10 protein-coding genes are annotated in these 12,440 nt (G+C 63.5%); 6 read left to right on the forward strand and 4 right to left on the reverse strand.

The genetic code is table 11. From position 1 onward, the window contains the following. Positions 1–40 precede the first annotated feature (40 nt). The gene (locus CCK87_RS08050) at positions 41–469 is read right to left on the reverse strand and encodes a hypothetical protein (RefSeq protein ID WP_140162785.1); all 429 of its coding nucleotides are present in this window, start codon (positions 467–469) and stop codon (positions 41–43) included. Positions 470–1,491: 1,022 nt separating this feature from the next. Between CCK87_RS08050 and CCK87_RS08060 the strand changes: the two genes are divergently transcribed. After that, entirely contained in the window at positions 1,492–2,697 is a 1,206-nt protein-coding gene (locus CCK87_RS08060) for an aminotransferase class I/II-fold pyridoxal phosphate-dependent enzyme (protein WP_086461239.1), read from the forward strand. A gap of 2 nt (positions 2,698–2,699) precedes the next feature. Here CCK87_RS08060 and CCK87_RS08065 read toward each other — a convergent pair whose 3' ends face one another. From CCK87_RS08065 to CCK87_RS08075, 3 genes are read right to left on the reverse strand one after another with little or no spacing between them, the layout of a single operon-like run. Beyond that, positions 2,700–3,275, reverse strand: coding sequence for a YdeI/OmpD-associated family protein (locus tag CCK87_RS08065; RefSeq protein ID WP_086460882.1), 576 nt, complete (start codon positions 3,273–3,275; stop codon positions 2,700–2,702). A 10-nt stretch (positions 3,276–3,285) separates the two neighbouring features. Beyond that, positions 3,286–4,122 (reverse strand): carbon-nitrogen hydrolase family protein, encoded by an 837-nt coding sequence (locus CCK87_RS08070; protein WP_086460883.1) that lies wholly within the window; start codon positions 4,120–4,122, stop codon positions 3,286–3,288. An 18-nt stretch (positions 4,123–4,140) separates the two neighbouring features. Continuing rightward, positions 4,141–5,286 carry an ROK family protein gene (locus CCK87_RS08075; protein ID WP_086460884.1) on the reverse strand — a complete coding sequence of 382 codons (1,146 nt, stop codon included), beginning with the start codon at positions 5,284–5,286 and terminating at the stop codon, positions 4,141–4,143. A gap of 107 nt (positions 5,287–5,393) precedes the next feature. Here CCK87_RS08075 and CCK87_RS08080 point away from each other — a divergent pair, with 107 nt between their 5' ends. The 5 genes from CCK87_RS08080 (at position 5,394) to CCK87_RS08100 (ending at position 12,401) form a co-directional block, all read left to right on the forward strand. Further along, positions 5,394–7,541, forward strand: coding sequence for an alpha-galactosidase (locus tag CCK87_RS08080; RefSeq protein ID WP_086460885.1), 2,148 nt, complete (start codon positions 5,394–5,396; stop codon positions 7,539–7,541). A 120-nt stretch (positions 7,542–7,661) separates the two neighbouring features. Next, a complete protein-coding gene (locus CCK87_RS08085) occupies positions 7,662–8,906 on the forward strand; it encodes an extracellular solute-binding protein (protein ID WP_249273783.1) in 1,245 nt (414 codons plus the stop codon). Further along, entirely contained in the window at positions 8,903–9,817 is a 915-nt protein-coding gene (locus CCK87_RS08090; protein WP_086460887.1) for a sugar ABC transporter permease, read from the forward strand. The genes CCK87_RS08085 and CCK87_RS08090 overlap by 4 nt, the downstream gene beginning before the upstream one ends. After that, positions 9,817–10,716 (forward strand): carbohydrate ABC transporter permease, encoded by a 900-nt coding sequence (locus CCK87_RS08095; RefSeq protein ID WP_086460888.1) that lies wholly within the window; start codon positions 9,817–9,819, stop codon positions 10,714–10,716. The genes CCK87_RS08090 and CCK87_RS08095 overlap by 1 nt, the downstream gene beginning before the upstream one ends. After that, positions 10,716–12,401 (forward strand): alpha-glucosidase, encoded by a 1,686-nt coding sequence (locus CCK87_RS08100; protein ID WP_086460889.1) that lies wholly within the window; start codon positions 10,716–10,718, stop codon positions 12,399–12,401. Before CCK87_RS08095 ends, CCK87_RS08100 begins: the two co-directional genes overlap by 1 nt. The last annotated feature ends 39 nt before the right edge of the window (positions 12,402–12,440 follow it).

Raw genomic sequence — 12,440 nt, forward strand, 5'->3', positions numbered from 1 at the left:
GTTAGAAAACCGGATTTCCTGCGGCTCTATTCCAGGGCCGTCAGCACCCGGGAGATACGCGACGACGCCCGCAGTCGTCGGCGACCAGCACCGTCTTCGCAGCCTTGGCCGAGGCCGTCAGAGGCGGCGATGTGGAAGGCACCGTGCCGGCCAATTGCTGCCACGCACCGCCGCCGATTCGGTACTCGGCGGAGTAGATGATCGTGAGAGAGATCGTGTACTCGCCGGCCCGGTCGAAGACGTGACTCGTCTCGGTCTCAGAGAACTCGGCGAGGCCTAGAGCAGCCCATGTCGCACCGCCCGTCGCGCTTGTCGTCGTTGACCCGTCTCCGTTGTCCCACCTAAAAGAGGCCGGAGTGAAACGCACCTCTGCCGGAGTTCCGAGCAGTGTGGTCGACACTATCGACGGCTGAGCGTCGGCGTAGAAGTTTGTCGGAAGCCCCACCACCATGAAGCCCCTCGGCTCCATACCTTGCACGCTGACACTCGGCACCAGATGGGCTACCTCGCCCGTCGTCACGGCAGGTCCCGGAGGGGTTCCCCCACCTGGCGCGTCGAGACGCTGCTCGTTGCACAGCTCGAGATTCGTCGCGATGCACGGCACCTCAACAGCGCCCCCGTCGGAAACGGGCTCTTCCGCTCCCCCGCCGCTGGACTCGTCGCTTCCGCCGGACGCCGATCCATCGCGGCCGGGGCTATTGCTCCCGACCCCGACATCGACGCCGCCGCCGGAGACCTCACCGCAGCCCGTTGTTTGAGCCTGAAGGATGGAGCAATCGCTTGCACTCGCGGCTTGAATCGGAAGCAGCAAGAGAATCGCAACGGCAAACAGTCCAAATGCTATTCGTCGCAAAAATCTGCCCCCGTCCAGAGTTCTCTAGAAGTCACAAGTAGAGGGCTAACCGTGGCGCCTTCGAAAGAGACTTCGTAGGGTGTCGTCGGATCTCGATCAGGTGAGACCACGGAAACCCCTTCGCTATTGAGGACGTCCACGCCGGTGACGTCCTCGCAAACGTACGCAGTTACTTTGAAGCCGCTCCCATCCTGAGACCAACTTTGAAGACTCGCAGTTTTCACCTCTGTTGACCCTACGGATCGCAGTCCAGCACTTGCGTACTCCGCCGCGTCCGTCTTGAAGTCAGTTGCATAGGCCGAGGTCGATACGGACTCAATCCTGTTAGCGGATTGACCACCATCCGCGAGAATCTGATCAGCAACGTCGAGGTAAGCCTGATAGCTCGCCATCAGCGACGCGTACATCTCTTGATCGGACGAGACGGAGGCTTTCGTGGGCGAAGCGCTACTCACATTAGGAACCTCAGGAAGAGGCTGGCTACAACTTGCCACGAGTAACCCAACGGAAAGCACTATCAGAGCTGTCACAGCTACAGACCCAGCGCGTTTCTGACCGAACATGGGTACACCGTAAAGGATGACGGCGGATGACGGGGAAAGTTATCCACATGAAAGCTGGCGGTAGATTTGGTCTTCGTGACTATCTCCGGTTCCTGGCGGCGCACAGCGCGCGGCGCAGGGCTTCTCTCGCCTGACGGCTCCATTCGCTCCACGATCTTCGCCGAGATGAGTGCCCTGGCCACCGCGACCGGCGCTATCAACCTCGGGCAGGGTTTTCCCGACGAAGACGGGCCCGCCGAGATCCTCGACGCGGCACGTCAAGCCATCAGCGATGGACTGAACCAGTACCCGCCCGGCCTCGGTATGCCCGTTCTGCGCGAAGCGATCGCGTCGCACCAGAAGCGCTTCTACGGAATCGACGTCGACGCCGACCGCGAGGTGCTCGTGACCGCGGGGGCTACCGAGGCTCTCGCGGCCACACTCCTCGCCCTGGTCGACGACGGCGACGAGGTGGTCACGCTCGAGCCCTTCTACGATGCGTACGGCGCCGTGATCGCCCTGGCCCGCGGCATCCATCGCACCGTTCCCCTGCGACTTCCGGCGTTCCTGCCCGACCACGACGATCTGCGCGCGGCCGTGACCGACCGCACCCGCGTCATCCTGATCAACAACCCGCACAACCCCACGGGCACCGTGCTCCCCCGTGAGACGCTCGAGTTGATCGTCGATCTCGCCCACAAACACGACGCGATCATCGTCACCGATGAGGTGTACGAGCACCTGACCTTCGGTGTTCCGCACGTGCCGATTGCGACCCTGCCCGGAGCACGCGAGCGCACGGTCACGATCTCGTCGGGCGGCAAGACGTTCAACACGACCGGCTGGAAGATCGGCTGGTTGACGGCACCGGACGAGATCGTCACAGCCGTCCTGGCCGTGAAGCAATTCCTGACCTTCGTGAACGGCGCTCCGTTCCAACCAGCGATCGCGGTCGGTCTCGGTCTGCCCGACGAATTCTTCGAACACATCGCCCGAAGCCTGCAGTCGAAGCGCGACATCCTTTCGGCGGGACTCACCAAAGCGGGCTTCGACGTCTTCACTCCGCAGGCCGGATACTTCGTCGTCGCGGACGCCGCCCCCCTCGGATACAGCGACGCCGCAGCGCTGTGCCGCGAGCTGCCTGCTCTAGCCGGTGTCGTCGGCATTCCGATCAGTGCTTTCTGCGGCGACCAGCTCGCGGGTGACTACGCGTCGCTCGTGCGGTTCGCATACTGCAAGAAGGTCGACGTTCTCGAGCGGGCCGCCGCCCAGCTCGCTCGAGTGGGGCGCGAGAGCCGCTGACGTCAGCCCGCCGGCTTCTCGCCGCGCGCGAGCTTGTCCACCATCCGGCCGATGGCACGCGCTCGTCCTTCATCGGTTTTCAGTGAGTGGATGCGGTAGTACACCGCAAACCGGTTCTGAGCGTTGAGGGTCGCGTAGAACTCTTTCGCCGCGGCGTCGCGCTCGAGCGCGGCCAAAAAATCCGGATGCGGCTGCGCCTCGGTCGAGGTCGCGTACGCCCTCTGCCACCGGCCATCTGCCTGCGCACGCTCGATCTCGGCAAGCCCACGCGCCGACATCCTGCCTTCGGCGATCATGGCCTCTGCAGCCAAACGGTTGCGCATCGACCACGGGCTCGCTGAGCGTCGCGGCGTGAATCCACGATATGACGTGTACTCATCACGGCCTCGTGACTGCCCGTCGATCCAGCCGAATTCGAGGGCCACGTCGAGCGCCTCGGCGTAGGTGACCGTCTCGAACGGCGCAGCCTTCTTGGCGACGATCAGCCAGATCCCGGCCTCGAGATCCTGATTGACCAGCATCCAGTCTCGGAATTCCTTGCGCGAGCCGAATTGGATGCTCTCCCGATCGGCAGCCACGTCGACGCTCCTACAGTTCGCTGATGCCGAAGCGTCGCAGGGCGAGCGCCGGATTCACGCGTCGGACATGGTCCACCCGGGCTCGGGTGATCCACGCGACGCCCACGTCCTCATTCTCTGCGAGGGATGCGACCGTCACGCCCATCGGATCGACGACGAGACTGGCTCCGACACCGATAGGCGGGGTGTGGTCGGCGGCGGCGACGTAGATGGTGTTCTCGAGAGCCCGTGCGGTGACGAGGGTGCGCCAATGGTGTTCTTTCAGCACGCCCGTCACCCACTCCGCAGGCACGAGTACGAGATCGGCGCCCGCATCGACCAGCCGTCGCGTCATCTCGGGAAAGCGGATGTCGTAGCAAGTCTGCAGTGCCACGGTGAAGTCGCCGACCTCGAAGGTCTCGGGAGCGGCAATGCTGCCGGGCTCGACGAAGTCGCTCTCACGCGAACCGAAGGCGTCGTAGAGGTGCAGCTTGCGATACGAGGCGACCGCCGCGCCCTGGGGCGAGACGGCGACGACCGTGTTCGAGAAACGATCGCCTCGATCCGTCGTCTCGATCATGCCCGCGACGATGTGGATCTGCAGTCTCTCAGAGAGGGCCGACAGGTGCGTGACGAACTCTCCGTCGATCGGCTCGGCCTTTTCGAGAAAACCCTCACCGAACGGTTCCGAGAAGTACGACGAGTATTCGGGGAAGACGACGAGGGATGCACCGCGCGACGCTGCTCGTTCGGCCAGGCGGCTAATCGCGGCGAGATTCTCTGCCTTGTCGTCGCCCGGCGCGAACTGCGCGACGGCGACGCCGAGGGCATAGCCCGACGCCGCTCCCTGCTGAGACGATCGGATCATTCCCTCACCCTAGCGAAGCTATGCAGCGCTCGGAATGAGACCGAAACCCGATTGAATTGCGACTGCAGCGGCACCCCGGGCCCACGCGGTGAAGTCGGAACCGGTCTGCCTGATATCCACGGGAAGTGCGTCAGGATCGCGATCGGCCTGCATCGCTGCACGCACCGAAGCCTCCGCGACGGCGAGCAACCCGATCCCCTCGCCCGACACCACAACGGTGTCGACCATGGCCAGGTTGGCGCTGGCCGCAATGAGTCGGCCCAGAGCGCGGCCTGACGTATCCACAACCTGCCGCGCTACCGCATTTCCGTCGGCCGCGAGCGCGAGAAGCTCGTCGTAATCGACGGCACGCCCGAGCCCGATGCCGGCGCTGGCGCACATGCTCGGGATCGACAACATCGCTGAGGAGCATCCGCGATGGCCATCGGCGCAGAGTGGCCCTGTGGGGTCGAGGGGAAAGTGCCCCCCGAGGCCGAGGCCGGTGTCCGACGAGATCACCTGGCGACCATGCACGACGAGTCCGTAGCCGACGCCCGCTCCGATGGTGACGACGGAGAAGTTGTCGATGCCTCGGGCATGACCGAACCATTGCTCGGCGGCGGTGAGGGCTACGACGTCGTTCTCTACGGTCGCGGGCTTGCCGAAGCGTTCTTCGATGGCCGCGCCAAGATCGACGTCGTGCCAGTCGAGAAACGGAGCCCGAACGACGAGGGATGAGCCGGTGACCTTGCCACCGATACTCGCGCCGATTGCCGTCACGTCGTGGGCTTCCAGCGCATCCATCACCTGTTGGATGCTGTCGAGTACGTTATCGACGCCGTGTGCGACCAGCGGCGCTGTCGCTGACACCCCGACCGTGGCACGGAGATCGGTCACGACACCGAACACGCGCTCCCCGGTGATCTTCACGCCGAGCATCCGCTGCGCATCGACACGAACATCGAGCGGCTTGACAGGCCTGCCGACGACACCATCCTGCCTCTCTTGAGCCTCGACAAGAATGCCGTGGTCGAGAAATGGACGACTGAGACGGGTCAGACTCGCTGGCGAGAGCCCCAGCCTGCGGCCCAGTTCTCCACGGGCAATCGGGCCGTGAATCAGGACCTCGCGGGCGAGTTCACGCGCGGGATCACGGACGACGGTGTCACGGAAGGTGTCAGACATTTGTTTCGATTATCAACTAACGACTGTCGTTTAGCGAGTAAAACACACCTTTTCCCTTCTCGAATCGGCGGTTGACAGCGCAATTAGTTTCGCGGTAGAAATTATCCATGCAGAGTCGCAACGAGTATTTTCATCTCAGGTCAGCCGGAACGAGCGTTGTCATCGATCTCACTGCTCTGGGGTTCCCCGCGATCGTCCACTGGGGAGAAGATCTCGGCGAGCTCACCGAAGCTCAACTCGAGGACCTTGGCATCGCCGGCCGCCCCCAGCGCGTCTCTGGCGGCCTGGACACGCCGTCTCGGCTCACGCTCGTTCCCCTCGAATCGGCCGGCTGGCACAACGAACCCGGCCTCGTCGGCTCACGCCACGGACGGGACTTCTCCCCCACCTTCGTCCTCACAGAGACACATTCCGACGCTCCAGACGGTGGACCTACGACCTCCGTGAGGCTCCGCTCGGTCGACGAGCACGCGCAACTCGACATCCAGTCGACCCTCACCCTTGACGGCGCTGGCCTCCTGCACCAGCAGCACACGCTCACCAATCTCGGAGACACGGACTACGAGGTGCAGCATCTGCTCGCGACCTTCCCTGTGCCCCAGTCCGCTCGAGAGCTGCTCGACACGACGGGACGCCATCTGAGGGAGCGCTCACCGCAGCGACACGGATTCACCACCGGTCGACACGTTCGAGACAGTCGTCGTGGCCGTCCCGGGGCAGATTCGACGTTGTTCCTCGCTGCCGGCACTCCCGGGTTCGGCTTCGAACGAGGCCTCGTGCACGCAGTGCACCTCGCCTGGAGCGGCAACCAGCGCGTCGCCGCAGAACGAACGGTCGCCTCGCACGCGCTCGTGCAGGCGGGCGAATTGCTGGCGCCAGGCGAACTCTGTCTCGGCCCCGGCGAGAGCTACACGACCCCGGATGCATTGGGCTCGTGGGGCGACGGCCTCACGGCCGTCTCGGCCCGGTTCCACGACTCGGTGCGTGCGCGGCCGAGCCACCCCTCAACCTCGCGGCCAGTCACGCTCAACACCTGGGAAGCTGTCTACTTCGACCACGACCTCGATCGGCTGACGCGGCTCGCCGACGCCGGTGCTCGGGTCGGAGCGGAACGCTTCGTCCTCGACGACGGCTGGTTCCGCGGCCGACGCGACGACACGGCCGGGCTTGGCGACTGGTTCGTCGACGACGATATCTGGCCCCGTGGACTCACACCGATCGTCGAGCATGTCGCCGCTCTTGGCATGCAGTTCGGCCTGTGGGTCGAGCCCGAGATGGTAAACCCCGACTCCGAACTCGCTCGGGCGCATCCCGACTGGATTCTGCAGACAGGTGATCACCTGCCGCTCGAAGGCCGCCAACAGCAGGTGCTGGATCTCTCGAACGGCGCCGTCTTCGATTACCTACTCGAGCGACTCGACGCACTTCTCGGCGCGTACGACATCGCATATCTCAAATGGGATCACAATCGGGATCTCCTCGAGGCAGGAAGCACCGTCACTGGAAAGGCCGCTGTACACAGCAATGTTCGCGCTCTGTACAGGCTCCTCGACGAGTTGAAAAGTCGGCATCCGGCGCTCGAAATCGAGAGTTGCGCGTCGGGAGGGGCGCGCGTCGACCTGGGTATTCTCGACCACACAGACCGAATCTGGACCAGCGACTGCATCGATCCGATCGAGCGCTTGACGATTCAGAAATACACCAACGTCGTCGTTCCCTACGAGCTCATGGGCGCCCACATCGGTGGCCCGCGGTCGCACTCGACTGGTCGCCGGCACGAGCTGGCGCTTCGTGCCGGCGCGGCACTGCCTGGTCACTTCGGCATCGAGTGGGACATCTCTCGACTGGACGACGCGGAGCTCAATGAGCTCGCGGCATGGGTCGACGCCCACAAGCGCGTTCGCGAGCTAGCCCATACCGGGCGCGCGGTCTACGCCGACCTGCCCGACGAAACGGCAGACCTGCGCGGCGTCGTCTCACGCGATCGAGATCGGGCCCTGTACGCCTACACGCAGGTGACGAGCAGTGCGAGCTATCCGCCAGGTCCCATTACTTTTCCGGGGCTCGACGACGATCAGGTGTACGGGGTATCGCTGGCCTCACCGACGACACCTCTCGACGGTGCGGGCCAATCGTCGCTGGCGTGGACCGAGCACCCCGTGCACCTCACCGGCCGGTCGCTTCGGACCGTCGGCATCCAGGCTCCCGTTCTTTTTCCCGAACAGCTTCGGCTGATCGACATCTCCGCGATCTGACCCCAGATCGCGTTTCGCACGACGCAAGGAGGCGTTTTCGTGTTTCAACCACCCTCAGCCCGTTCCACAGGACGGAACGGACGGGCCGTAAGGCGCGCGCTGTCCGCGGGAATCGGGCTCGTGATCGCGAGCTCGGCCCTGGTGGCCTGCTCGAGCACAGACAATCAGGTCGTCACCCTCGACTTCTTCCAGTTCAAGCCCGAGGCGGTCAAGGAGTTCGCGTCGATCATCGACGACTTCGAGGCCGAGAACCCCGACATCCGGGTGGTGCAGAACTCGGTCCCCGATCCCGACACCGCGATTCGCACACTCCTGGTGAAGAACAAAGTGCCTGACGTTCTCACGCTGAACGTGAGCGGCAACTTCGCCGAGCTCGCCCGGGCGTGTGTCTTCGCAGATCTCAGCGACGAAGCAACGGCCCCGACGGTGAACCCCGCCGTGCAGAAGATCGTTCAGAACCTCGGCAGCTGCGATCAGGGATCGGGAGCAGAGATCAACGCGCTTCCCTTCGCGAGCAACGCTTCAGGCATCATGTACAACCCTCAGATCTTCGCCGAGAACGGCGTCGAGGTGCCCACCACCTGGGACGAACTGCTCGCGGCCGCCCAGACGTTCGAGCAGAACGGCGTCACGCCCTTCTACTGCACGATGAAAGACGCCTGGACCGCCGGCCCCGCGTTCGTCAACCTGGGAGGGGCACTGATGCCGGAAGGATTCTTCGAGAAGCTGCGTTCCGAGGGGTCCGATCTCGACACCGTGTCGTTCTCGAAGAACTTCGGCGACGCCGCCCAGAAGGAGGTGAAGCTCTACAGCTTCTGCCAGGACGACTTCGCGAGCCGTGACTACAACGCGGGCAACCAGGCTTTCGGCGCCGGCGAGTCCGCCATGTATCTTCAGGGCTCATACGCGATTCCCGCCATCCGGGCTACGAATCCGGATGCGCAGATCGCTACGTTCCCCTACCCCGTCACGGATGACCCGGATTCCCGCGTTGTCGTCTCCGGAGTGGACGTGGGCCTGTCGATAGGCCGAGACACCCCGCACAGAGCAGAAGCCCAACGTTTTGTGGACTACCTCATGTCTCCCGAGGTCGTGCAGTCGTACTCCGAGGCGCAAAGCACCTTCTCGCCCCTGAAGAACGCCGTGCCGAACGCCGATCCGGCACTTGCCGGCCTCGAGCCGTACTTCACCGACGGCCGCATCATCGGATTCATCGATCACCAGATCCCCGCCTCGATCCCGCTGGTGAACATGCTTCAGAGCCTCGTCCTGACCGGCGACGCCGAAGCATTCCTGTCTGATCTGGACTCCGAATGGAGCAAAGTCGCGGCCCGCACCGCGACCGCGCGAAAGGGAAAATCATGACTGCGCCCGTCGCATCCGCAGCGCGCCGGGCGGCCACGCCCCGCCGCACCGGCCGCACGCCCAGAACCTTCTTCTGGATGGTCGTCCCCGCCGTCGTGATCTTCTTCGGCCTGCACACCGTTCCGGTGCTCACAGGAATGTTCTTCAGCCTCACGAACTACGCCGGTTACGGCACGTGGGATCTGGTGGGGCTGTCGAACTACGTCAACCTCTTCCTCGACGACAGGGTACTCAACTCGTACGGCTTCACATTCGGCTTTGCGATCGTCTCCACCGTGCTCGTCAACGTGATCGCCCTGGCAATCGCGCTGGGCCTTAACGCGAGGATCAAGTTCAAGACGGCGTTTCGAGGCGTCTTCTTCATCCCGTATGTGCTCGCCATCCTCATCATCGGATACGTCTTCAACTACCTATTCGCGAATTCGTTCCCGGCCATCTTCGAGAGCCTTGGTCTGACCGGGCTGTCGGGCAACATCCTGGCCGACCCGAACTTCGCCTGGGTCGGGATCGTCATCACCACTGTCTGGCAGGCGGCCGCATTCAACGTGATTCTCTACCTCGCGGGGCTGCAGACGATCCCCGGCGAGATCTACGAGGCAGCGGGCATCGACGGAGCATCGGCCTGGCGCCGGTTCTGGTCGCTGACGTTTCCCCTCATCGGCGCGTACTTCACCATCAACATGGTGCTGTCGTTCAAGTCGTTCCTACAGGTGTTCGACCAGATCGTCGCCCTCACGAACGGTGGCCCGGGAACGAGCACAGAATCCATCGCCATGGTGATCTACCGTGGCGGTTTCCAGGGTGGCGAATACGGCTACCAGATGGCGAACGCGGTCGTGTACCTCTTCGTCATCATCCTCGTGTCATTCATTCAACTGCGCTTCCTCCAGCGCAGGGAGGCGAGCTACTGATGTCCGCAGCACTCCAGGGCACCGAAGCCCTCCGCACCGTACCCACTCCCGGCCCCCGCAGGCGTCGCCGGCGCAGCAGCGTCAACGGAGGAACGAATTGGTGGGTAACCGCGCTGATCGCGGTCTGCTCGTTGACCGTGCTGATTCCGCTCTACTTCACGATCATCACGGCCCTCAAGACTCCCGACCAGCTCGGGGGCACAGGGTTCGAGTGGCCCACCAGCGTGCGCTGGGAGAACTTCTCGGACGCGTATCAGTTGACCAACTTTCCCCGCGCGCTCTTGAACACGGCACTCATCACGGTCGGAGCGGTCGTGTTGACACTGCTGACCAACTCCCTCGTCGCCTATGCGATCGCTCGCAACATGCACAAGAAGTTCTTTAAAGGGCTGTACTTCTACTTCCTCGCGGCGATCTTCGTGCCCTTCCCGATCATCATGCTTCCCGTGGTGAAAGAGACGGCTCTACTCGGCCTGGACACTCCTGTCGGTCTGATCCTGCTCTACACGGTCTACGGGCTCTCGTTCAACATCTTCATCTTCGTCGCCTACATCCAATCGATACCCATCGAACTCGAGGAGGCTGCGCGCATGGATGGGGCCAGCACCTGGGGCGTCTTCTGGAAGGTCGTCTTCCCGTTGCTCACACCCATGAACGCGACCGTCGGCATCCTGACCTGCGTGTGGGCGTGGAACGACTTCCTCCTGCCCCTCGTGGTGCTCTCAGATCCCTCTGCGCAGACACTCCCCCTGGCTCAGTTCATTTTTCAGGGGCAGTTCAACACGAACTACACCGTTGCGTTCGCCTCGTATCTGATGGCACTTGCGCCTCTGCTGATCGTCTACGTCATCGCTCAGAAATGGGTCGTCTCCGGTGTGATGAGAGGATCGGTCAAGTGATGACGACTGAACTCGCTCGTGAAAATCCCGCATGGTGGACGCGGGCGGTGGTCTACCAGGTCTACCCGCGCAGCTTCGCCGACTCGAACGGCGACGGCATCGGCGACCTGGGCGGCATCCGCTCGAAGCTCGACTACCTCGCCGAGTTGGGCGTCGACGTGATCTGGCTCTCTCCGATCTACCGTTCGCCGCAGGCCGACAACGGCTATGACATCAGCGACTACGAAGACATCGACCCGCTCTTCGGCACCCTCGCCGAGTTCGATCGGTTGCTCGCCGAGGTGCATGAGCGCGGTATGAAGCTCGTGATGGATCTGGTGGTCAACCACACCAGCGACGAACACCCGTGGTTCGTCGAATCGCGCTCATCGCGAGAGAATCCGAAGCGCGATTGGTACATCTGGCGCGACCCACGGGATGCGCACGAACCCAACGGGTGGACAAGTGCCTTCAGCGGGCCGGCCTGGAGTCTCGACGACGCCACGGGTCAGTACTACCTGCATCTGTTCGCCGCCAAACAGCCCGATCTCAACTGGCAGAACCCCGAGGTGCGTGCGGCTGTCTTCGCCATGATGAACCGATGGCTCGATCGTGGAGTCGATGGCTTCAGGATGGACGTGATCAACTTCATCGCCAAGACCGAGGCGGAGTTGGTCGGCGAGAGCACGCGTCCGAGCATGGGCGCTCAGATTCACGACTATCTGCAGGAGATGCATCGCGAGGTCTTCGCGGGCAGGGACACCGAGCTGATCACCGTCGGCGAGATGCCCGGCGTCACGGTCGAGGATGCGGTTCTCTTCACGGGAGCCGACCGGAACGAGCTGGATATGGTCTTCCAGTTCGAGCATGTCGGGCTCGACCACAGTGATACCGGCAAATTCGAGAATCTTCCGTTCGATCTGGTGGCTCTCAAGACGTCACTGGCCCGATGGCAGACGGGTCTCGCATCGTCTGGATGGAACAGCCTCTACTTCGGCAACCACGATCAGCCGCGCTCGGTCTCGCGATTCGGTGACGATGCACGCTACCGCTACGAATCCGCCACCCTGCTCGCGACGATTCTGCACCTGCACCGCGGCACGCCCTACATCTATCAGGGTGACGAGATCGGCATGACCAATGCGAAATTCACGACGATCGAACAGTACAGAGACATCGAGAGCCTGAACTACTTCGCGGAGGCCGTCGACGCGGGAGCGGACCCCGCGACCGTTCTCGAGCAACTAGCGTTCCGTAGTCGTGACAACGCACGAACCCCGGTGCAGTGGACGCCGGGGCCGTACGCCGGATTCAGCACGGCTGACCCGTGGATCCAGGTCGGCCGCAACGCCGAAATAATCAGCGTGCAGACCGATCGAGCCGCCGGTGACCGGTCGATCTTCGAGTTCTACCGAAGCCTCATCGGGTTGCGGCACGACTTGCCCGTCGTGGCACTCGGGGAATTCGCCCTCCTCGAGCCTGCGCATCCCACCCTCTACGCGTTCAACCGCACCCTCGGCGACGACCGTCTGCTCGTGCTCGGCAACTGGTCGAGCGAGCGGCTACGGCTGCCCGAGGGTCTCGCCGACGACGCTGGCACGCGCCTCGTCGGCAACTATCCAGACTGGCCAGATGCGGTTCTCGAGCCGTGGGAGGCCCGCGTGTATAGGCGTTCCCAGCGGGCGGGCGCCGATCCTGTGGCCTAGCCTGGTCTAGGCGCCGTCTGCCGCGCCGATCCGTCGAAA

Origin of the sequence: Agreia sp. VKM Ac-1783 (genome assembly GCF_900177765.1) — a bacterium.
In the GTDB taxonomy this organism is placed as follows: domain Bacteria; phylum Actinomycetota; class Actinomycetes; order Actinomycetales; family Microbacteriaceae; genus Agreia.